Origin of the sequence: Bacillus sp. RZ2MS9, assembly GCF_001816185.2 — a bacterium.
In the GTDB taxonomy this organism is placed as follows: domain Bacteria; phylum Bacillota; class Bacilli; order Bacillales; family Bacillaceae_G; genus Bacillus_A; species Bacillus_A cereus.
In genome coordinates this window covers 179,652-202,712 of the sequence record NZ_CP049978.1, presented here as the reverse complement: position 1 = coordinate 202,712, position 23,061 = coordinate 179,652, and the positions used below count along the sequence as shown (strand labels likewise).

The window sequence follows — 23,061 nt, the reverse complement described above, 5'->3', positions numbered from 1 at the left end:
AGGGGGATTACAAAATGGAATTACGAGACTTACAAATCTTTAAAAGCGTTGCCGATCAGGGTAGTGTAAGTAGCGCAGCAAAGGAATTAAATTATGTACAATCAAATGTAACTACACGTATTAAACAACTAGAAAACGAATTAAAAACCCCACTCTTTTACCGCCATAAACGAGGAATGACTTTAACAGCTGAAGGAAGAAAAATGCTCGTTTATGTTAGTAAAATTTTGCAAGATGTCGACGAACTAAAACAAGTATTTTTAGATAGCGAAACACCCTCCGGTATATTGAAAATCGGTACAGTCGAAACAGTAAGTACACTGCCTACCATTTTATCTTCTTACTATAAAAGCTATCCGAATGTCGATTTATCATTACAAGCGGGTCTAACAGAAGAATTAATTAGAGAAGTACTTGATCATCAATTGGATGGCGCCTTTATATCAGGGCCTATTAAACATCCACTAATCGAACAATACGATGTTAGTACAGAGAAATTAATGCTTATAACACAAAATAAAGCCTTTCATATAGAAGAATTTACAACAACGCCTCTACTCGTTTTTAACCAAGGATGTGGATACCGCTCCAAACTAGAACGTTGGCTTAAAGATGAAGGTTTGCTACCAAAAAGAATTATGGAATTCAATATATTAGAGACAATATTAAACAGCGTTGCACTCGGCCTCGGAATTACACTCGTACCACAGTCTGCTGTCCATCATCTTTCTAAAGCAGGTAAGGTACATTGTCATGCAATCCCTGAAAAATACGGCAGTATTTCAACGGTTTTCATACGCCGTAAAGATAGCTATATGACGAATTCAATGCGTAGTTTTTTAAAAACAATTGAAGACCATCATCATATCAATATGCTGTGAAAGACATTCTTACATGAATGTCTTTTTTTCTTACAAAAGTGTAAGTCTTTCGTAAGCTAATTCGATAGTTGCAAGTAGCCATATTTCCTATAATTAAGACATAAGCAGGGCAACAACAATTCGAAAAGGAGCGGATACGCATGATGAACAATATGAAATCAAATAAATTTTTAAATACAATGGGCATGGTGCTATCCGCACTTGTCGATGCAAAAGCTGTTGCAACTACATTAAACAAATAAGGAGAGTTTATAATGAACAACATTACTTTCAACAAATCAGACTTTATCGGACTTGCAAGTGGAGCCACTCTTCTTACGGCTTTCATTTATACACTTGCTCAAGGTCTTGTTTAACACTTTGTTTCCCCAACCCCCTTTATATATAGAAAAAGCTGCTCGTCTTATAGACAAGCAGCTTTTTAGTTTGTTTCATATACAATTTGACCTGTTTTCGTAATATCATATCCGCCAATCGCATTTAATTCATTATGAAATTCTTCCGATTGCAGAATGTCTTTCACAACTTCAATCAACTCTTCATTTTCTTTATTCTTCAAAATTACTAAATCATACTGTTCTTGCATGATTGGAATAAAGTCCACATTTACAATTTGCGAAAACTTTTCTGAACCTACTCCTACATCAGCTTTTCCATTTGCAACTTGCGTGGCAACACCAAGATGATTCGATTCTTCCCATTCATATCCACTAATATCAGCTTTATTTAATTTTTGGATTCGTAATTGTTCATCGACTAACACTCTAATACCAGAACCCTTTTCTCGATTCACAAACTTTATAGTGGACCCGGATATGTCAGCCCATGCCTTTATTCTCTTCGGATTTCCTTTTCGGACATAAAATCCTACATTTCTGGACAATAAATTAATCATAATGCATGGCTGTCCTACTAAAATGCGTTTTACGTAAGGAACATTATATGTACCAGTTTCACCATCAAACAAATGCAAACTAACGATACTTCCTTCTCCTTGATACATTTTCACTAAACTCGTTAAGCTACCTTGATACGCCCTTAAAACATTAGAACTTGGCAAACGATTTTCTATACGTTTAGCTAACATATCTAACGTTAGTTCTTGACCACTAATAATACACGTGTTCAAGATACTACTACCATCGTTTTTTACAGGAGTAACTTGTACCTTTCCTGTTTTCATTTGTTTTATATATTGATCTAAATCTGTTGCATCAATGCGCATCTGTCTACCAACTCTATAAGAAGGAAGTTCTCCTTTTTTAATTAAGTCGTATACAGTTAATTTTGATACTTTTAATCGCTTTGCTACTTCTTCCGTTGTGTAGGAATGATGATCCATAGACGATTCCTCACTTTCTCCTTTCATTGTAACAAAGAAAAGAATATTTCTCCTATTTTTTAAAAATAGATATATGTTCAAATTACATTCAATTATAACTAGTTATATTTAGATATAATTAGTTATAATTAGATGTATCAAAACGAAAGGGGATTTTTTTATGAATAAATTTACATTACGTTCCATCGGGGCACTTATACTTTCTTTCCTTCTTATATTTAGTGCTGCTTGTACAAGTGGGGAAAAGCATACAAAGTCAGCTGCTAAAGAGGATAAAACAGTTGAACTGACTATCTCAGCTGCTGCAAGCTTACAAGATGCATTAAAAGAAATCGAAAAACAATATAAAGAAAAAGAGCCAAATATCAAACTTTCTTTTAACTTCGGTGCTTCTGGAGCACTTCAACAACAAATTGAACAAGGTGCACCTGCTGATTTATTCTTCTCTGCAGCAGAAGATAAATTCCAAACCCTTGTAAAAAAAGGATTCATTAGTGAAAAAGAAGGGAAAAATCTTCTTGGAAATGAACTAGTTCTAGTCATCCCTAAAGATAGTTCTCTTACAAAATTTCAAGATTTAAAAGATGAGAAAATCAAAAAAATTGCACTTGGTACACCTGAATCTGTACCTGCTGGCAAATATGCAAAGGCTTCTCTAACACACGAAAACCTTTGGAATGATGTTCAAAATAAAATCGTATTTACAAAAGATGTTCGCCAAGTGTTAACATATGTAGAAACAGGGAATGTCGATGCTGGCATCGTATACAAAACAGATGCTCTCATTTCGGATAAAGTAAAGATTGGTGAGACAGCAGCAGCTACTTCTCATGAGCCAATCCACTATCCTTTAGGTGTTATAAAGGAATCTAAACATAAGAAAGAGGCGACTTCATTTTATGAGTATTTGCAGTCAAAAGATGCACAATCTATCTTTAAGAAATATGGATTTACAGTTCTGTCGTAATTACTATGAGCATTGATGCTATTTTATCGCCTGTCTTTCTATCTTTAAGAGTAGCTGCGTGCGCCACTATTCTCGTTACAATTTTAGGGACAATTGTCGGGCGAGCACTAGCTCGCTCCTCATGGCGATATAAAGTACTATTAGAAACCATATTTTTATTACCAATGGTACTTCCACCAACTGTTATCGGCTTCTTTCTCATTATCATCTTTGGAAACAACAGCCCGATCGGAAAGTGGGTTGAATCATTATTTCAGCAGTCTATTATGTTCACATCTACTGCTGCAATTATCGCTTCTACAGTTGTTGCATTTCCGCTTATGTACCAATCAGCGAAAACGGGATTTTCTATCGCAAATGTACAAATTGAAGAAAGTGCTCGTGACCTTGGCGCAAGTGAATATCAAGTTTTTCTGCACGTTACACTTCCACTCGCATTTCCTGCCTTACTAAGCGGGATGATTTTGAGCTTTGTCCGCGCGCTCGGTGAGTTTGGTGCTACACTCATGTTTGCCGGGAACATTCCTGGTAAAACACAGACAATCCCAACTGCAATTTACATGGCTATTGATGCAAGTAATATGCAACTCGCCTGGACACTTGTAGTTATTACTATCGGTATGTCACTCGTATTTCTACTATGTATTCAACTTATTAATAAAAGAATCACTAACTCTTAAAGCAGCTTTTGTCGAAGCTGCTTCTTTATTTCTTAGGAAATAAAATATACCAATGGGAAATAACTGAATTTTACCTCTTATTTAAATATACATTTTATTTGAATTCACTTTCTAAAATAGGCAATTTCCTGTTATTATATGGAGGTGTTTCAAAAAATGAAGAAATGAAAACGCATTTATATTGTGAATTCTTCATCCTGTTTTAGCGATCGGTAATCTTCTACTCTATTAGTGGGGCATTACCGATCGTTAGAACGATATGTAACTATATTGGTATAGCAAACCGAAGGGAGTCTTGTAATGGACATTTTATTAGCGCTTCTTCCTGCAATTGCATGGGGAAACATCTTATTAGTAAGCGTAAAAATGGGCGGTGGTGCATATAGCCAAACGGTAGGTATGACAATCGGTGCTCTATTCTTCGCAACAATTATGTATGTATTTACTCAACCAGCTTTAACAATGACAATCTTAATTGTTGGTTTTATTTCAGGTTTATTCTGGGCTTTAGGACAAGTAAACCAATTAAAAACAGTTGAAAAACTAGGTGTTTCAACTACTGTAACGATTTCTACTGGTATGCAACTTGTTGCAACTTCTATCTTTGGGGTTATCGCTTTCCGTGAGTGGACTACTACTACAACGATCTTTCTGGGAACGATTGCAATCCTATTAATTGTAGTTGGTGTTGTATTCACATCATTAGATGATAAAGAAAATGCTCAGCCACCTGGACAATTGAAAAAAGGACTTCTTACTTTAATTGTTTCTACTTTCGGCTATCTTGTATATGTAATTATTATTCGTTGGTATAATATTGATGGTTGGTCTGCTATTTTACCACAAGCAGTTGGTATGTTTGTTGGTGCGGTTGTACTGACGTCTAAACATAAACCATTTAACAAATATGCAATCCGTAATGCTTTGTCTGGTTTACTATGGGGAACTGGAAACTTATTCTTACTTCTTTCATTACCACGTGTTGGAGTAGCAACAAGCTTCCCATTATCTCAAACTGGAATCGTTATCTCAACATTTGGTGCGATTGTCTTCTTAGGTGAAAAGAAAACAAAACGTCAATTGATCTTTATTGCACTAGGTAGTGTTTTAATTATCGGCGGCGCTGTATTACTTGGTATGACAAAAGCATAATCTTATATTCTATTAGTAAACCCCTGAAGCATATATGCTTCAGGGGTTTTTCAATTCTAATTATTTTCTAGATATAATTATTTGTATGTTCTTGCCCCCTATAATTGCTCTTCCACTCTAGCAAACCAGCTACACATATAAAGAGATTAATAACAGTTAATATTAGCATGAATTTCCGCCTTCTCATTATCCATTCCATCTACGGTAAGTCTTTTCTTTTTACAACATTCTCTTAAAGATGATATCGTTTTTATAACATATCTCTACTAGAAAGGAATAAAGAATATGCTAACTAAACATCGAATTTTATTTATTGGTGCCGGTCGTATGGCAGAAGCTATATTTTCCGGATTACTTAAAACAAGCAAAGAGTACATCGAAGAAATTATCGTCTCTAATCGAAGCAACGTAGAAAAGCTAAAACAGTTACAACATCGATATAATGTGTCTACTGCAACAGATTGGAAACAGCATGTTACATCTGTTGATACGGTTGTTTTAGCAATGCCACCTTCTGCTCATGAAGAGTTATTAGCTGAGCTATCTCCGTTAATATCAAATCAACTAGTCGTAACAGTCGCAGCTGGCATTGGACCATCTTATTTAGAAGCTAGACTCCCAAAGGGCACGCCTGTTGCTTGGATTATGCCTAATACAGCTGCTGAAATTGGAAAATCTATCTCCTTATATACAATGGGACAATCAGTAAATGAGATGCATCAAGAAACCCTGCAACTGCTTTTAAAAGGTATTGGTACTTCGCAACTTTGTACTGAGGAAGAAGTTCATCAGCTTACTGCAGTTACTGGAAGTGCACCAGCCTTCCTTTATTACTTTGCTGAAAGCTTAATTGAAACAACAAAAAGTTATGGAGTCGATGAAGAAACCGCAAAACATCTTGTCATTCAAATGATTTCTGGCTCTGCTTCTATGCTCGAACAAACGCAAAATCCAGCTAACCTCCGCGAACAAGTAACAACGCCAGGTGGTTCCACAGCTGAGGGTCTCAAAACTTTATACGAATATAATTTTTCAGAGGCAATTCAAAAAGCAGTAGAAGCAACAAACAAAAAAGCTAGGGGGAAATAATATGATTTTAACAAGTTTAAAAGACTATACAACATTACATAACGGTGTAAAAATGCCTTGGTTTGGTTTAGGTGTTTTTAAAGTAGAAGATGGTTCAGAAGTAATTGATTCTGTAAAAGCAGCAATTAAAAATGGCTACCGCAGCATCGATACTGCAGCAATCTATCAAAATGAAGAAGGCGTTGGACAAGCGATTCGTGAATCCGGTGTTTCACGCGAAGAATTATTTATTACCTCAAAAGTATGGAATAGCGATCAAGGATATGAAACAACACTTCAAGCATTTGAAACTACATTAGAGAAATTAGGTCTAGAATATTTAGATTTATATTTAGTACATTGGCCTGTAAAAGGGAAATATACCGAATCATGGAAAGCATTAGAAAAACTTTATAAAGATGGCCGTGTTCGCGCTATCGGTGTGAGTAATTTCCACATTCACCACTTACAAGACGTATTTGAAATTGCTGAAATTAAGCCAATGGTCAACCAAGTGGAATACCACCCACGTTTAGCACAAGAAGAGTTACATGCATTCTGTAAAGAACATAATATTCAGCTTGAAGCTTGGTCACCATTAATGCAAGGACAACTACTAGATAATCCAACGTTACAAGAAATTGCGACAAAATATAATAAATCAACTGCGCAAATTATTTTACGCTGGGATTTACAAAACGAAGTTGTAACAATTCCCAAATCAATTAAAGAACATCGCATTATTGAAAATGCAAACATCTTCGACTTTGAATTAAGTGCTGATGATATGAAAGCAATTCAAGCTTTAAATGAAGATCGTCGCGTTGGTCCAGATCCAGATAACTTTAACTTCTAGTAGAAAAACCACTGTCCTATGCAGTGGTTTTTCTATTTAATAAAACTGAAAATTTAAACTATATTTCATTTAGTTGACACTTCATTATTCAAGGTGTAAGATTTTGAATTATCAAAGAAACACAAAAATTAATAAAATTTATTCGTTTACTCATTGTATCAAGAGAGGTGGAGGGACTGGCCCTTTGAAACCTCGGCAACAGGTTCATTTTGAATACTGTGCCACTTCCTGCAAGCTTTATGCTTGAAAGATAGAATGAGGGACTTCGTTTATATACGGGTGCATAACTTGTACGTAAAAATCCCTCTTTCTCAATATGAAAAGAGGGATTTTTTATTTTTCATTTCCCTCATCATCATCCAAACTTAATTATTTAGGAGGAAAATCAAATGAAAAAGAAGTTTGTACCCGGTATTGCATCAGTTGTAGGAGTAAGTATTTTATTAACTGGTTGCGGTAGTTATAAAAACGAAGCAAGCGGAGCAAATGCAAAAGACGAGGCACCTAGTAAACAGGTTTTAAACTTATCTTCACCTACTGAAATACGAACAATGGATACGGCTCGTGCTACAGATACTGATTCTGGTCAAGTAATGAGAAACGTATTTGAAGGTTTGTATAATCTTGGTGAAGGTAACAAACCTGTTCCTGGTGTTGCAAAATCTCATGAAGTAAGTGGCGATAAAACGAAATACACATTCCATTTGCGAGATTCAAAATGGTCAAACGGCACTCCTGTTACAGCTAAAGATTTTGTGTTCGCTTGGCAAAGAGCCGTAGATCCAGCAACAGCCTCTGAATATGCATTTCTATTCTTTGATATTAAAAACGCAACAAAAATTAACAACAAAGAACTTCCAGCCGACCAACTTGGTGTAAAAGCAGTTGATGACCATACGTTTGAGGTAGAATTGGAGCGTCCTGTTCCGTATTTTATTAGCTTAACAGCGTTCCCAACATTTCTACCAATTAACGAGGAATTCTTTAAAGCACAAGGTGATAAGTACGCTTTAGAAGATAATACAATCTTGTACAACGGAGCTTTTACACTAAGCGATTGGAAGCACGAACAAAGCTTTAAATTCAAGAAAAACCCTACCTATTGGGATAAAAATACTGTCAAACTAGAAGAAATCAATTTTAACGTCGTAAAAGAAAAATCAACAGAAGTAAATTTATTCGAGTCAAAACAATTAGATCGTATAAAACTAACATCTGACTTCGTCGATAAATATAAAAAGGATGCTAACTTTAAAGAACGTCCAAACGTAGGCGTACAATTTTTACGTATGAATCAACAAAACAAAGTGCTTCAAAACGTTTCTGCACGCCAAGCAATTGATCAAACAATTGATAGAAAATCCTTTGTAAATACGTTATTAAATGATGGATCTACACCAACATTTGGTCTCGTTCCAAAAAACTTTGCAAAAGGACCTGAAGGAAAAGACTTCCGTACTGCAAATGGCGATTTAACAAAAGTTGATACAAAATCTGCACAAGAGTTATGGAAAAAAGCTAAACAAGAGCTTGGTTCTGAAAAGATAACATTAGAATTATTAACGAGTGATGCTGACCTTGATAAGAAAACTGGTGAATTCTTAAAAGGACAACTAGAAAAGAATCTAGATGGATTAACAGTAAATATAAAACCGCAACCGCGTAAGCAACAAGTTTCGCTTTTATTAAAAGGTGACTACGAAATCGGAATTGATGGCTGGAGCCCTGACTTTGCGGATCCAATTACATTCCTTGAGCTATTTACAACGAATAACCCTTATAACTTAGATCATTACTCTAATAAGGAATTCGATGAAACAATAGCAAAAGTGAAAACAACTTTAGCTGGTGATGAAAAAGCTCGCTGGGAAGCATTACTAGCATCCGAGAAAATATTATTTAAAGACTCTGTTATCGCTCCTCTTTACCAAAAAGGCGAATCTTATTTAGAACGTTCTTATGTGAAAGGAATTGTGCAAGTAGACTTTGCAGGGCAATTAAACTTCAAGTGGGCAAAAATTGAAAAATAAAGTGAAACTTTAATAAGTGGGGGTTTCTTCATCCCCACTTATTATTAGCCCACACCAATTGTTTTTTTAGCAAAATATATTAAAAATAGGTTCTCTCACACATGAAAATCCGCTTTTTCAATATATTATTCTAAGAAATTAACAATCTATTTTTATTATTGACATATAGTTCTTTCCAGTGTTAATATTCTAAATAATCAAAGAAACGAAATATTTCACCATCAAAATATAATGTCTACTACGTTGAAACATATAACGATAGATTATAGATCAACATGTATATACATATAGAACACCTGATTACCTATAAACAAATATTTATAATAGGTTTTATCTCCTTCTATAGCTACTTCAAGACATGGACATTATGACGTTACGAACAACACATTTAGGGAGGAACGAACAATGAAGAAAAAAGTTATACCTGTTGTTGCATCTGTTTTAGGGGCAAGTCTATTACTAACTGCTTGCGGGGGAAATAAGGATAATGCAAGCGGAGCGAAAGCAAACGATAAAGCACCTGATAAACAGGCAATTAACTTATCATTCGCTTCAGAAATTCCAACAATGGATGTTGCAAAAGCAACGGATGGGGAATCCATGAACGTAATGCGCAATGTTTTTGAAGGGTTATATGCAATGGGAGAAGATAATAAACCGGTTCCTGGTGTCGCTGAGTCGGTTGACATTAGTCCCGATAAAACAAAATATACATTCCATCTGCGTGATTCAAAATGGTCAAACGGTACTCCTGTTACAGCAAAGGACTTTGCCTTCGCTTGGCAACGTGCCGTAAATCCTGATACAGCAGCTGAATACGCATTCTTATTCTTCGATATAAAGAATGCGAAACAAATAAACCAAAAACAATTGCCAATTGATCAACTAGGGGTCAAAGCTGTTGATGACAAAACGTTAGAAGTGCAACTAGACCGTCCTGTTCCCTACTTCTTAAGCTTAACGACATTCTCAACATTCTTACCAATTAATGAAGAGTACTTAAAATCTCAAGGTGATAAATATGGTTTGGAAACAAATCATTTAATTTACAACGGTGCTTTCACATTAGAGAACTGGAAACATGAACAAAGCTTCCAATTGAAGAAAAACCCTAACTATTGGGATGCTAAAACGGTAAAATTAGAAGAAATCAACTTCAATGTCGTTAAAGATAAGTCTACAGAAGTGAACTTATATGATTCAGGACAAATTGATCGTGTTGCTTTAACTGCAGAGTTTGTTGATAAATATAAGAGCGATCCAAACTTCAAGGAACGCGCTGAAGTCGGCATTCAATTCTTACGATTAAATCAAAAAAATGAAACATTAAAAAATCAACATGCACGCCTTGCTATTAACGGCGCAATGAATAAAAAAGCTTACGTAGAAACAATTTTAAATAACGGCGCTGTTCCAGCTGAAGGAATGGTTCCTGCGAAATTCGCAAAGAGCCCAGAAGGCAACGACTTCCGTAAAGAAAATGGAAATCTAGTCAAGGATGATGTGAAAACAGCGAAAGAAAACTGGAAAAAAGCAAAACAAGAACTTGGTACTGACAAAGTAACAATCGAACTATTAACAAGTGACAATGCTTTAGCTAAAAAGACTGGTGAATATTTAAAAGGTGAATTAGAAAAGAACTTAGACGGATTAACAGTGAATTTAAAACCACAACCACGTAAACAACAGCTAAAACTACTATTAAGTGGTGACTATGAAATTGGTATTGACGGCTGGGGCCCTGACTTCGCTGATCCAATTACATTCTTAGATCTATTTACAACAGATAGTGCTTATAACTTCGATAAATACTCTAACAAAGAGTACGATGAGCTAATTCATAAAGTGAAAACAGATTTAGCTGGCGATGAAAAAGCACGCTTTGAAGCAATGAAGCAAGCTGAAAAAATTCTATTACAAGACGGCGCTGTCGCTCCTTTATACCAACAAGGTCGTTCTTACTTACAACGCTCTTTCATTAAAGGACTTGTAACAACTGACTTCGGTGGTGAGTTTAACTACAAGTGGACAGAAGTTGCAAAGTAACAAAAGTAAAAGGTATCCCATGAAGGATACCTTTTTACTTTTATACAACTTTAACTACAGAGCTTCCTCTTCCCTTTGCCATTCCTTTTATAGCTAAAATCATACCTGCTACTAATTGTATAACCAATACAATAACTAATAATGAAATAATATTTCTTTCTAAACTAACTCCTCCAAATATTATTGTATAATAGCCATTTCCTGCATATATTGCAGGAAATAATTCACTGATTGTTTGGTATGTTTTAGAAAGCATTTCATGTGGTACAATTACACCCAAACTTACAAGTTGTAACGATAGTGAGATGATATTGAAAATCATACCTGCATCTCCAAAAACAGTTACAACCATTTGTGTTAATGAAAGAAAGGCGAAGAAGACTATTGTCAATAATCCTCTTTTCCTTCTTTTTGCATTGAACCAAAACTCATCATACATATAAACACAAATATCAAATATGTTCTCCACGTCAAAGAAGGTATATGCCCTGACCAAAGATAGCTAACTAAATAATTAACTCCCATAATACAAGACGATATTACTAAACTAATACTTATTAGTTTTACATATTTGAGCATATCTTTTCTCCTTGTTTTTTATTTTTCTACTTCTTCAAATTGTAGATTCACCGGCTCTTCTAAAAGTGTTTCATAAAAGTTCTCTGCCAAATCTGTTGAAGGAATTTTTTCATCTACTTCATCAAATCGAATACTATCTAGCCACACACAACCTTCTCCTGATAATAAAACACCAAATGCAATACCAAGTGCTTCTTCTTTTATATCTAATACAACCGAGTACGATTGCCAGTTATTCGTATTTTTAATGGGGCGATTTTGCATATTATCCATAGCGAGCGGTTCTGTATCTTTTCCATCTACTCGCATCCACAATCCTGCCCAATCTCTTACATTTTCACTCTTAATAAATGCTGTAAAACGTAATCTCTTTCCTACATATTTATCCGCTCGGAACATTTGCATTAATGTTGAAAATCCTCCGTGCGTAACATTCTCTTTTGCTTTTATGTATGCAGATACTTTCCCCTGATGGACAACTTCATAATCTAAACCCATCTCATATTCAGCAGGATGACTTCCACTTAAGATCCATCCTTTCGGTATACCTTTTTGCATTGAAACACCCTCTCTTTCTATATAAAATGACTGAAAGTACTTTCGATATTTCTTTGGTGGCAATTGAAACATTCTTTTAAAAGCTCTCGTAAATGCCTCTTGTGAGGAAAAACCGTATTGCACTGCAATATCAATAACAGCTCTCTCCGTTGACACTAAAACTTGCGCAGCATGAGTTAACCTTCTCTTTCGAATATAATCTGTTACACTCATCCCAACATATCTTTGAAAGATGCGATGAAAATGGTACATCGATACTGCACTGTGAGATGCCACTCTTTCTGTTGTAAGCTCCTCATGTAAGTGATTCTCTATATATTCAATTGATTTTTTTATTATCTCTTTATATTCTTCATGCATTTTAGCCCCTCCTCACAACTTCAATTTACCATATACATACAAATCTTTTTTGATTTAAATTGCGGATTAGCCCTTGCAACTACAGAATAATAATTTATTTTCAACACATACATAATTACATGTTTTTGGGAAAAACTTGTATAGAACGAATTTACATAAGGAGGAATTTATAATGAGAATTCTACTATCAGTTTTATTAGCTCTTATGCTAGTACCTGCATTAACAGGATGTAAAGCTCCTGCAAAAGAAGACACAACTTCTAATAAAAAGACGACTGAAGAAGCAAAAAATGAGGCTCCTGCAGATTTAAAACTAAACTTCAATGAATTCGATTTAAAGGCAGACTACCAAGATACAAAGAAAGACTACGAAGCAGACTATAAAAATGTAGCAGCTGATAAGAAAATGGAAGCAAAAATTGAAGATCATAAAGCAGATGTAAAATTAACAGGAGACGAGGCTATCACAAAATTAAGCCCACTCTTACAAGAATTAAAATTTGATAAAAATACTGCTGACCAAGAAGTAATCGATCAAGTAGTGAACGTGTTCAAACTTGATAAAGACTATCAAAAATTTGATTTAGAAGTTGTCTTCTCTGATGGAACGAAAAAAGAATACAAAAGAGAAATAAAATAAAGAAGTAGGCGGTTGCCTACTTCTTTATTTTTTAATTTTTGCGTATCTTAATTCTGGACTAGAACCAATAATGAATTGGACACCAGATACTGATGATTTTTGTAAATATGAGGCACTTGGGAAAATAATTGGGATTAATGGTGAATCTGTAAACATAATATCTTCCGCTTTATGTAATAATTCAAAGCGCTTATCCTCGTTTTGTTCAACTTTTGCTTCTTTTATTAAAGCGTCAAATTCTTTATTATGCCACTTTGCATAGTTATTCGGACCATCACCTGCATATAAATCTAGTTTAGTAATTGGATCTAATAAAGAGCCGCCCCATCCCATATAAGCTAATTGGAAATCACTTTGCTTGTATGTGTCGATGTAACTCTTCCACTCTTTATTTTCTAATTTAATATCTACGCCAAGATTTTTCTTAAACATTTCTTGCATTGCTTCTGCTACTTTTTTATGTTGTGTATCTGTAGTGAATTTTAATGTTACTTCAGGTAATGTAGACCAGCCTTGTTCTTTCATGCCTTCTTCTAATAACTTTTTCGCTTCTGCTGGATCAAATTTAACGTAATCACCTTTTTCTTTACGGAAATCACGGCCACTTTGTGTTTTTGCTCCTTCTGGAACGAATGCATATGCTTCTTGCGCATTATTTTTATACAATTTTTCAACGATAAATTTACGATCAACCGCTAATGAAAATGCTTTACGTACCTTCGCATTTGTAAACGGCTCTTTTTCTACGTTAAACGAATAAATATACGAAGAGAAACCTGCAACACGCTTATATTCTTTATTTCCTTTTTCTTTTTCGATCATCTCTTGTGGTAAACCACTTAGTAAATCTAATTCTTTGGATTTAAATAATTGATACGCTGTTTTAGAGTCTGGAATAATACGAAACTCAATTTCTTTTAGAGTTACCTTTTTATCATAGAATTCTTTATTTTTTTGTACTGTAATAGCCTGGTTATGCTTCCACTCTTTTAACGTGAATGGCCCATTCGTAATTAACTCTTTTGGATCTGTTTTTAATTTATTATTATCATCAATCGACTTTTTAGCTAATGGAATAAATAGTGAGCTTGCTAGTTTTTGTTTAATAGAAGCAACTGGGTGTTCAAGGGTTACCTTTAATGTTTGAGGATCAACAACTTGAATACCAACTTGCCCCTCTTCACCTTTCCCAGTATTATACGCCTCTGCCCCTTTAATAAAATACATTTCTGTCGCATTCATAGAACCCGTTTTTGGATTTAATAATCGCTTCCATGCAAATTCAAAATCATTTGCTGTAATAGGCGAACCATCTGACCATTTAATATCTTTCTTCAAATGAATTGTATATTCAGTTCCATCATCATTTACTTCTTCTTTCTCCGCTAATTCATTTTGATATTTCCCATCACTATCTTGCGTATATAAACTTGAAAACAACTGCCCAATTATATAACCTGACGTGCTATCTGTTGCAATAGCAGAATCAAGTGTATATGGATCACTACTAATATTCGTTACTAATCGATCGCCTTCTCCCTTATCAGCACTCGCCTTTGGTGTTTCTTTCTTACCGCAAGCAACAGAAGTAATTGCTAAAACAGTCATAATGACAAACAGTAAAAACTTCTTCATCCTACATTCTCCTTTAACCTGAAATTTTTGGTGTTGATGCTAATAATGTTTTTGTATAAGAATGTTGTGGATTACGGAATACTTCGTCCGTATTTCCAAATTCAACAAGTTCTCCTTTGTATAAGACAGCTACTTTTTCACATAAATAGTGAACCATCGGTAAATCGTGAGCGATGAATAAATATGTATAACCTTGTTCTTTTTGGATTTTTTGCAGCAGATGTACAATTTGAATTTGCAATGAAACGTCTAATGCTGAAATTGGTTCATCAAGAATCAATACTTCTGGCTCACACAATAATGCTCTTGCAATAGCGATACGTTGACGTTGTCCTCCGCTAAATTCATGCGGATATCGATCAATATATCTTCTATCTAATCCAACACGCTCCAGGGCATCACCCGCTACTTTATCCTTCAATCCTTTATCACCTAAACCGAATGAAATATAACCCTCCGTTACGCTATCGCGTATTTTCCAGCGCGGATTTAATGCAGCTGTAGAATCTTGAAAAATGAACTGTACTTTCTGTAAAAAATCTCGCTTATGAGCTGACTTCAGCATGTGAACAACTTGACCGTTATAATCAATTTCACCAAACGTTGGACTCTCAATCCCTGCTATGAGCTTTCCAAGTGTTGTTTTTCCTGAACCACTTTCACCAATAATGCCAAGTGTTGTTCCTTTCGGGATAGAAAGTGATATATCTTTTAACGCTGTGATTTCTTTACTTTTACTTCCATATGTTTTCGTTACTTGCTTTACAGTAATTAAATCTGTCGTCATGAGGCATTCACCTTCTCTTTTGATTTCGCTTTATTATGCTCCAGAACATGCTGCCAGCAATGTGAACTATGCTCCTTAGAATACGTTGTTCTCTCTGGGAAACGATGAATACATTCTTTTATGGCTACTGGACAACGATTTACAAAAGGACAACCAAAGCTATTTAATGTTTCAATGGAAGGTGTCGTTCCTTCTATAGCACGTAATACCTTTTCGGAAACATCCATATTCGGAATTGCTTGTAATAAGCTTTTCGTATATGGATGTTTAGGAGAACCTATTACCTCCTGTATCGTTCCTTTTTCAACAACACGTCCCCCGTACATAACAACTACTCGATCAGCTACCTCACGTACAAGTGCCAAATCATGTGTAATTAATAAAATACTCGTATTTTGTTTTTCTTTTCTTTCTTTTAATAGCCCCATAATTTGTTTCTGAATCGTTACATCTAACGCTGTTGTCGGCTCGTCTGCAATTACAAGCTTTGGATGACAAGCAAACGCAATTGCTAAACAAATACGCTGCCTCATCCCCCCGCTTAATTGATGTGGGTACTGTTCAAAGCGTTTCTCTGCTTCATGTATCCCTAAATCTGTTAACAAGTTAATCGCAATTCCCTTTGCCTCTCTTTTCGACTTTTTCCCATGTTGCAAAATTACTTCTGTAATTTGTTTGCCTACCTTCATCGTTGGGTTTAAAGATGAAAGCGGATCTTGAAATATAAAGGAAATATCTTTTCCGCGAATTTGATTCCATTCTGATTCTTGTAAATTCGTTAATTCCTTTGATTGGAAAGATACATTTCCATCATCGATATGAATTAATTCTTGATTCAAGCCGATAATGGATTGTGCTGTAACACTTTTTCCTGAACCACTTTCTCCTACAAGTGCAACTATTTCACCTTCGTTAATAGAAAAGGAAACATGTTTCACAATTGCTTGCTTACTATTCTCTTTTTCAACGGCTAACGTTACGTTTTCTAAAGATAAGATTTGTCCCATGTTTTTTCTCCTTTCGATTCCGTTTGACGATTTTTGGATCAATTGCATCTTGCAAACCATCACCAATTGCATTAAATGCGAACATAATGAGTGCAATCATGATTGCTGGGAAAAATAGCTGCCACCATTCTCCGCTCAATAATGTCCCGAGTGCATCATTCGTCATCGTCCCCCAACTTGCCGCTGGTGATTGTACCCCAAGTCCTATAAAGCTTAAAAATGATTCTGAAAAAATAGCTGCTGGAATTGTAAATGATAAATTGACGATAATAATCCCTGTTAAATTCGGAATTAAATGCCCATATATAATTTTCATATGTGATGTACCTAATCGCTCTGCTGCAATAACAAACTCTCGTTGTTTTAAAGACAATACTTGTGCTCGAATGAGACGAGCCATTCCAATCCATCCCGTTAATGCAAGGGCGATAATAATGGTGAAAAGACCTGGTTTCATAACAATTAATAGTAAAATAACAATTAATAAATATGGGATGCCGTATAATACTTCAATTCCTCTTATAATCCACTCATCAATTAACGTTCCAAGGCGATTACGCCCTCTCACATATCCACTAAATCCACCAATCAGTACACCGAGCCCTATATCGAGGGCAGCTGCTACTAATCCAACTGTTAGTGAAATCTTCCCACCAGCCCAAGTACGTGCCCAAATATCTCTCCCTAGATCATCTGTTCCAAACCAATGTTCACTACTCGGCGGTAAATTTGTTGCCTCTTTTACTTGTTCACTCGCAGTAAATGAAGTTAAACTTTCGCCAATAAGCGAGAAAACAATAATTAGCAATAACGTCACTGTTCCTAAAACTGCGATTGGATTCGATATAAACTTACGAAACACTTCTTTCTTTCTGCTAATCGTTTGCTGATTTTTATTTATCGTTAATTCTTTTTTCTCTTCATTTGTTAATAACTGGTCATTAATTTCATAAGCCCCCATCTAAACATCCCCCTCCTTACGTAATAGAACGAATACGTGGATCAACAATACGGTGAATAATATCTGTAATGAAAATACAAGTAATTAATAATGCACTATAGAAAATTGTTGTTCCCATAATCACCGGATAGTCTCGGTTAAAAATACTATCTACAAAATATTTTCCTAGGCCAGGAATTGAAAAGATTTTTTCAATAACGAAAGTCCCCGTTAAGAGTCCAGCCATTAACGGTCCAACAAATGTAAGTACTGGAACAATCGCATTTCGAAGAGCGTGTCTTATAATAATCTTCTTAATTGGTATGCCTTTTGCTCTTGCTAACTTAATATAATCACTCTGCAGTACTTCGATCATATTAGAACGAACAAACCTTGTAATCACTGCGATTGGCCCTAACGCTAACGCAAAGGATGGCAATACTGTATGTTCGAATGTTCCCCAAGAGGCTACTGGTAAAAGCTCGAATTGAATAGCGAATACTTGTATAAATAGTGGTGCTAAAATAAAACTTGGAATAGAAATACCTAGAATTGCGAGCAAACTCACACTATAGTCAATTACTTTCCCATGATATAGAGCAGCAAATGTACCTGCAGCAATTCCGACTAACAACGAAATAACAAGTGCTTGTAGACCAATAATTGCTGATGGACCAAAGCCAGTTGTTATAATTTCTGATACACCTTGCCCGGTTGATTGAACAGATTCACCAAAATCAAAATGAACTACACCGTCTAAATAAGCCACATATTGATTCCACAACGGTTCATCAAGGTGATACTTCGCTCTCATGTTTTGGATCACTTCTTCAGGAAAGATTTTTGCATCTGATGAAAATGGATCCCCCGGAATAATATGCATAATTAGAAATGTCACCGTCGTAATAACCCATAGCGTGAACACCATAACTGATAATTTTTTAATTACATACACTTCAATAACCCCCTAAACACATATATTTACTTAGTTTTATGAACGTACTTTTTCCATTACTCCCTTTTCTCTTTTTAGAATACAAAAAGCCTTGATCTTAAAAAATAAGATCAAGGCTTAATAAACAAAGGCCCATCACTTATCTTTCAAGACTTGCTTGCTGGAATTAGCACGGTGTTCCTACTACAGAACCCGCTGCTGAGGTGTCATAGGGCCAGTCCCTCTACCTCTCTGGATAAGTAAATTGCTATATTATTATTTGGTTCAAATTGTATATTTCGAATTATAATTCTGAAAAAATGAAAAGTCAATCAAATTGGGTATATTTAGAAAAATCAGTTTTTAATCCATTTATCGAAATTACATTTTTCAGCTTATAATAAAAAGAAATGATGTTAAAGGAGTTATAAGATGGACTCCTTACTTCTTGCTACTATAGGATTACCCTTACAATCGTTATACTTGTCATCATCGGCTTCTATAAACTCTTTATTAAAAAGAAACGTATTACTTTTTTTATACTCCTTTCGATAATATTACCGGGCAAACTATTTCCGAATTTCACGAAGAGCAGAAGGTATTAGTATCCGAGGATGAAGATGAAGATGGTAAGAAGAAAAAATAACCTTGCACAGGCAAGGTTATTTTTTCGTTTCTGCTTGAAAACGTTTATAGTATGTCGATGCTGTTGCAAAATTAATTTCTATATCACGAATCAACGATGAATCTTCTTCTTTAGCTAACTTCTGTAATTTTTTCATTGCTTGCTCCGATTCATTCAAGAAACCAACATATACTTCATGTTCTTGCTCTTTCGACTTCGGAACACGAATTTCTTTACGTATATGATCAATATCTTCTAACATGCTCGTTGTTACCTTTTGCACATCTTCTTTATATGTAGCAGTCGTTATTTCCTTACCGCCCTTTTCTTTTGCTACTTCAAATAACTGCAGTGCTTTATTAATTTCTTTATTCATTTTCATATCGTATTTTTCATGTACTGCACGGTATTCTTTCATCTCTTCTGTTTGTTCTGTAGATTGCTCTACCTTTTCTTTCGGTTCTTTCGTATCTTTATTTCCATTACATCCTGCTAGAAGGAGCATTCCTCCCATTACGGCAATACCCAAAACCTTCTTCATCTCTTCTTCTCCTTTTATCTACAACTATTACTCATTATAGTTTCTTTTATCTCCACTTGTTATTATACCGAGAACATCCTACTTTTTACACTTAAGACGACACCGTAATATATATACCAACATGTTTGTCACAGTATCGTCACTTTATACAAATAACTTTTGCAATGCTTTACTACATCACCTTACAAAACTGTATGAGGTATTTCAAAGAAATGAAAAAAGAACTGATTCAAATATTCCCTTTGAATCAGTTCTTTTTTGTTAAGCCTCTAGATTTTGTTTTTGCTGCAGTTCAAACTGCTTCTCACTTCTTCTGGCCATAAATAGATAACATAACACTGCTCCTACTTCACAAAGCGCAATAACAATACCCATCGGTAATGCTGTATTACTTCCACCGATACCTACTAGCGGAGCAACAAGAGCTCCTGAAATAAACTGTAATAAACCTAATAAAGCTGATGCTGTTCCTGCAGCTTGTTTCTGATTTCTCATCGCTAATGAAAACCCAGTTGTTGATACAACCCCGACACTTGATACGACAAGGAATAACGAACATAAAACACCAATTAAACCTATTCCTAGTACGATTGTCAGTAGTAAAGATAGGCCACCAACAGCTGCGATAATAATACCCGCAACAAATAATGTCTTCTCATTCACTTTCCCCGCTAAACGACCCGTTACCTGACTAGCAATAATAATACCGATGCCGTTAATCGCAAAGAATAAACTAAATTGCTGTGGTGATGCTCCGTATATGTTCTGCAACACAAATGGTGAGCCCGAAATGTATGCAAACATTGCCGCTGTTACTAATCCTTGTGACAATGCATATCCCATAAATAGACGGTCCTTTAACAATTTTCCGTACGTCGCCAAAGTCCCTGACAAACCACCTGTTTCTCTTTCTTCAAGAGGTAATGTTTCACGCAATACAAAAGTAGCTGAGATTAACATGAATACGCTAATTGCTCCAAGAACGATGAAAACACCGCGCCACGTTGTAAACTGTAACAATTGCCCCCCAATAATCGGTGCCAAAATAGGTGCTGCTCCGTTTACTAACATAAGCAGTGAGAAAAACTTCGTCATTTCAGAACCTGAGTACATATCTCTTACCATCGCACGTGATATAACAATCCCGGCTGATCCTGAAGCTCCTTGTAGGAAGCGCAATAATACTAATGTCCAAATAGATGGCGCAACAGCACAAAGTAAAGAAGAAGCAACATAAATAATAAGAGCAATAATAAGTGGTTTGCGTCTTCCGTAAATATCACTAATTGAGCCAACAAATAATTGCCCTACTGACAACCCAAGCAAACAAGCTGTTAATGTAAGCTGCGCTAGGGATGCACCTGTTTGCAAGTCATCCGTTAACTTCGGTAATGAAGGCAAATACATATCAATAGATAATGGCCCAATCGCCGTAAGTGTCCCTAATACAAGAATCATCCACAACCTGTTTGCCTTTACAGGTTTATATATTTCGTGATTAACTTCATTCACTTTTTCAATTCACCCTTTCCTATACACACTGAATCGTAACAATTATAGTTACATCATAAACATACGTCAAGTACAGTGCATTTTCCTCTTTCATAATGTAAAAAAAGCGATAGAAATTCTACCGCTTTATTTTTTCACATTGCTATTCGTAAATTTAGATACCGAGGCCATCGTCTCTCCCGTATCTAAATATGTAATTTGAATTGGGTCTCCTACTTCTGTAAACATAGCATATGGGAATTTCTTCACCGGTATCATAAATACCTTTTGTTCATTCTCTAAAAGTACGTACACGATTGTATTTTCACCTGATTTTTCTTTATATACACGTTGTACAATACCTTCTTTTTGTGCTTCTTTTCCTGTTGAGGTTGGTCTAAATGTATCACCATTACCGCTCATTACGTTTTTATAATTCTCAAGCGCTTCTTTCTGCGAAGAACCTGTCGCAAATATTTTTGCATTAGCAGCATATACAACTGTATGCGCACGTACTAGGCCTCCGTCATCAACAACCGGAATAATCCAAGCTGGTTTACCGTATACGTTATAAATGACAGGCATTGTCCCATGCCATTTCTCTCTCTTAAAGGAATTATCTACTACTTCTGTAGCTGCTGAACCATCCATAATCCCCTTTACTTCTTTTCCATTATAGTAATATAGCTTGCCTGTGCGTGCATCTACTAATGAATAGCCTAGAGCTGAATCTACTCCTTCTTTTGGAGAAGTAAAGTCTGTAAAATAATACAGTGTTCCATCTTTACCAAAGATCGGGGTCACGCCTTCTTTCGTTCCCCACTCAGTCGGAATTTTCATATCTGTTTGCGAGAATTTCGTATTCCAAAATCCGTGAATATATTTGCCAAAGTACGTATTTAACGTAGATGCAGTCTCATGATTTAATACACCATCAACAAATTTAGGTGCCTTTCCTTTATCATATCTTTTCACTTCACCTGTTTGTGCATCTACTACGACAACACCTTCTACCTCAAATCCAGATCTTCCTGAAATAAATTCACCATACGTCATTGTATAATATGGTTTTCCTTTATCATCAACCTCAAATTTAGGTTTTCCTTTAAAGATTAAATTTGGTTCTGCTTGCCTTACCACACGCTCTAAATTATTACCAAAAAACATGCTTGGCACATATTTCATTTTATAACCGAGGTGCAGTTTCGCTTCCGCATCAGGATTCGTACCTGACATCGTTACGTACCCTGGAATTGTCTCAGCTTTACGCGCTTTAAAAAATCCTGAAACTTCAATCGGCGCTACATATAAAGCCTCGCCGTTTACCATTTGTGGCGTTAATTCTCCTAGCTCAAAATAAGCTACTTTTGGAATATCACCAAATACTTTTTTCATCTTATTCTCCGCTGTCTTTGGCGGCACTGTAAACGGCTGGTCATTTTCAGTAAATGGCTCTGAAATATCTTTCTCTACCTTAACAACAGAATCATATTTCTTTTGCGAGATTACTATATCGTGCAAATAACCAAAGTAGCCGTAACTTGCGAGTAAAATAAACATTAGAAGTCCTTTTAATGTACCTTCTAATTTCCCTATTTGATCTTGTGAAAATAAAACAAGCCCAATTAAAATTGCTACTGCAACAGAATAATGAGTAAGAATCGAATCTACTCGATCATCAATTAGCCAAAAGTATTCATAGATTACAATACCTATCCAAAATAAAACAGGAATAACTAAAATAGATGATTTCTTACCCTTTACAACCTTCTTATCTCCCTTCTTATCCACTGCTCGAAGCTTACTACTACTTCTTGTCCATGGAATCAAAAACAAAGTAAGAATAGCTAAAACTACAAATTTCATCAAAGGCACTGTCCCCTTTTCTTTTGTATTCCCTTTTAGTATAACAAATAAAGGTTATTAAGGTGAAAATAGGAAT

The 23,061-nt window shown here is 35.4% G+C and carries 22 protein-coding genes, 1 pseudogene and 2 riboswitches; of the genes and pseudogenes, 11 read left to right on the top strand and 12 right to left on the bottom strand.

What is annotated here, in order from left to right; all coding sequences use genetic code 11:
• Positions 1-14: 14 nt before the first annotated feature.
• Both BHV55_RS01155 and BHV55_RS01150 read left to right on the top strand, forming a co-directional pair.
• Positions 15-881: a LysR family transcriptional regulator gene (locus BHV55_RS01155; RefSeq protein ID WP_000423040.1), complete on the top strand. Its 867-nt coding sequence runs from the start codon at positions 15-17 to the stop codon at positions 879-881.
• Positions 882-1,135: 254 nt separating this feature from the next.
• Positions 1,136-1,237 carry a DUF3948 family protein gene (locus tag BHV55_RS01150; RefSeq protein ID WP_001060018.1) on the top strand — a complete coding sequence of 34 codons (102 nt, stop codon included), beginning with the start codon at positions 1,136-1,138 and terminating at the stop codon, positions 1,235-1,237.
• Between the two features lie 65 nt (positions 1,238-1,302).
• Here the strand turns inward: BHV55_RS01150 and BHV55_RS01145 are convergent, their stop codons facing one another.
• Positions 1,303-2,223 carry a substrate-binding domain-containing protein gene (locus BHV55_RS01145; RefSeq protein ID WP_070757061.1) on the bottom strand — a complete coding sequence of 307 codons (921 nt, stop codon included), beginning with the start codon at positions 2,221-2,223 and terminating at the stop codon, positions 1,303-1,305.
• A gap of 160 nt (positions 2,224-2,383) precedes the next feature.
• Between BHV55_RS01145 and modA the strand changes: the two genes are divergently transcribed.
• The 7 genes from modA (at position 2,384) to BHV55_RS01110 (ending at position 11,022) form a co-directional block, all read left to right on the top strand.
• Positions 2,384-3,190: a molybdate ABC transporter substrate-binding protein gene (gene modA, locus BHV55_RS01140; protein ID WP_070757055.1), complete on the top strand. Its 807-nt coding sequence runs from the start codon at positions 2,384-2,386 to the stop codon at positions 3,188-3,190.
• 5 nt (positions 3,191-3,195) lie between these two features.
• Complete coding sequence (gene modB, locus BHV55_RS01135; protein WP_000020526.1) at positions 3,196-3,870, top strand: molybdate ABC transporter permease subunit; 675 nt, start codon at positions 3,196-3,198, stop codon at positions 3,868-3,870.
• 300 nt (positions 3,871-4,170) lie between these two features.
• Complete coding sequence (locus BHV55_RS01130) at positions 4,171-5,022, top strand: GRP family sugar transporter (RefSeq protein ID WP_070757054.1); 852 nt, start codon at positions 4,171-4,173, stop codon at positions 5,020-5,022.
• Positions 5,023-5,307: 285 nt separating this feature from the next.
• A complete protein-coding gene (gene proC / locus BHV55_RS01125; protein WP_000956278.1) occupies positions 5,308-6,111 on the top strand; it encodes a pyrroline-5-carboxylate reductase in 804 nt (267 codons plus the stop codon).
• Position 6,112: 1 nt separating this feature from the next.
• On the top strand, positions 6,113-6,946 hold the full coding sequence (locus BHV55_RS01120; RefSeq protein WP_000604196.1) for an aldo/keto reductase: 834 nt from the start codon (positions 6,113-6,115) through the stop codon (positions 6,944-6,946).
• Positions 6,947-7,098: 152 nt separating this feature from the next.
• Positions 7,099-7,203: riboswitch (SAM riboswitch) on the top strand.
• A gap of 132 nt (positions 7,204-7,335) precedes the next feature.
• On the top strand, positions 7,336-8,976 hold the full coding sequence (locus tag BHV55_RS01115; RefSeq protein WP_070757053.1) for a peptide ABC transporter substrate-binding protein: 1,641 nt from the start codon (positions 7,336-7,338) through the stop codon (positions 8,974-8,976).
• Between the two features lie 405 nt (positions 8,977-9,381).
• Positions 9,382-11,022 (top strand): peptide ABC transporter substrate-binding protein, encoded by a 1,641-nt coding sequence (locus BHV55_RS01110; RefSeq protein WP_000730942.1) that lies wholly within the window; start codon positions 9,382-9,384, stop codon positions 11,020-11,022.
• 40 nt (positions 11,023-11,062) lie between these two features.
• On the opposite strand, the gene BHV55_RS01105 is transcribed toward BHV55_RS01110, so the two are convergent.
• Genes BHV55_RS01105 through BHV55_RS01095 form a run of 3 tightly spaced genes read right to left on the bottom strand, consistent with a single transcriptional unit; the run spans position 11,063 to position 12,519 of the window.
• Positions 11,063-11,413, bottom strand: a complete 351-nt coding sequence (locus tag BHV55_RS01105; protein WP_000156942.1) for an ABC-2 transporter permease — start codon at positions 11,411-11,413, stop codon at positions 11,063-11,065.
• Positions 11,410-11,601 (bottom strand): hypothetical protein, encoded by a 192-nt coding sequence (locus BHV55_RS01100; RefSeq protein ID WP_070757052.1) that lies wholly within the window; start codon positions 11,599-11,601, stop codon positions 11,410-11,412. Before BHV55_RS01100 ends, BHV55_RS01105 begins: the two co-directional genes overlap by 4 nt.
• An 18-nt stretch (positions 11,602-11,619) precedes the next feature.
• Positions 11,620-12,519, bottom strand: coding sequence for a helix-turn-helix transcriptional regulator (locus BHV55_RS01095; RefSeq protein WP_000544203.1), 900 nt, complete (start codon positions 12,517-12,519; stop codon positions 11,620-11,622).
• 172 nt (positions 12,520-12,691) lie between these two features.
• Between BHV55_RS01095 and BHV55_RS01090 the strand changes: the two genes are divergently transcribed.
• Positions 12,692-13,159, top strand: a complete 468-nt coding sequence (locus BHV55_RS01090; protein ID WP_001221553.1) for a YusW family protein — start codon at positions 12,692-12,694, stop codon at positions 13,157-13,159.
• A gap of 24 nt (positions 13,160-13,183) precedes the next feature.
• Here the strand turns inward: BHV55_RS01090 and BHV55_RS01085 are convergent, their stop codons facing one another.
• From BHV55_RS01085 to BHV55_RS01065, 5 genes are read right to left on the bottom strand one after another with little or no spacing between them, the layout of a single operon-like run.
• Positions 13,184-14,794: a peptide ABC transporter substrate-binding protein gene (locus BHV55_RS01085; protein ID WP_070757051.1), complete on the bottom strand. Its 1,611-nt coding sequence runs from the start codon at positions 14,792-14,794 to the stop codon at positions 13,184-13,186.
• Positions 14,795-14,807: 13 nt separating this feature from the next.
• Positions 14,808-15,581, bottom strand: coding sequence for an ABC transporter ATP-binding protein (locus BHV55_RS01080; RefSeq protein ID WP_000205679.1), 774 nt, complete (start codon positions 15,579-15,581; stop codon positions 14,808-14,810).
• Entirely contained in the window at positions 15,578-16,588 is a 1,011-nt protein-coding gene (locus tag BHV55_RS01075) for an ABC transporter ATP-binding protein (protein ID WP_000529797.1), read from the bottom strand. The genes BHV55_RS01080 and BHV55_RS01075 overlap by 4 nt, the downstream gene beginning before the upstream one ends.
• Positions 16,545-17,549: an ABC transporter permease gene (locus BHV55_RS01070; protein WP_000501529.1), complete on the bottom strand. Its 1,005-nt coding sequence runs from the start codon at positions 17,547-17,549 to the stop codon at positions 16,545-16,547. The genes BHV55_RS01075 and BHV55_RS01070 overlap by 44 nt, the downstream gene beginning before the upstream one ends.
• A 16-nt stretch (positions 17,550-17,565) precedes the next feature.
• Positions 17,566-18,483 (bottom strand): ABC transporter permease, encoded by a 918-nt coding sequence (locus BHV55_RS01065; protein ID WP_000289322.1) that lies wholly within the window; start codon positions 18,481-18,483, stop codon positions 17,566-17,568.
• 136 nt (positions 18,484-18,619) lie between these two features.
• Positions 18,620-18,725, bottom strand: a riboswitch (SAM riboswitch).
• Positions 18,726-18,894: 169 nt separating this feature from the next.
• Here BHV55_RS01065 and BHV55_RS01060 point away from each other — a divergent pair.
• Positions 18,895-19,108 (top strand): annotated as a pseudogene (locus tag BHV55_RS01060) (DUF3951 domain-containing protein).
• A gap of 16 nt (positions 19,109-19,124) precedes the next feature.
• On the opposite strand, the gene BHV55_RS01055 reads toward BHV55_RS01060, so the two are convergent.
• The 3 genes from BHV55_RS01055 to BHV55_RS01045 all read right to left on the bottom strand — a co-directional run bounded on the left by BHV55_RS01055 (position 19,125) and on the right by BHV55_RS01045 (position 22,985).
• Positions 19,125-19,628, bottom strand: a complete 504-nt coding sequence (locus BHV55_RS01055) for a hypothetical protein (RefSeq protein WP_000756517.1) — start codon at positions 19,626-19,628, stop codon at positions 19,125-19,127.
• A gap of 261 nt (positions 19,629-19,889) precedes the next feature.
• Entirely contained in the window at positions 19,890-21,149 is a 1,260-nt protein-coding gene (locus BHV55_RS01050; protein ID WP_246874077.1) for a multidrug effflux MFS transporter, read from the bottom strand.
• A gap of 117 nt (positions 21,150-21,266) precedes the next feature.
• On the bottom strand, positions 21,267-22,985 hold the full coding sequence (locus tag BHV55_RS01045) for a DUF3981 domain-containing protein (RefSeq protein WP_070757050.1): 1,719 nt from the start codon (positions 22,983-22,985) through the stop codon (positions 21,267-21,269).
• Positions 22,986-23,061 lie beyond the last annotated feature (76 nt).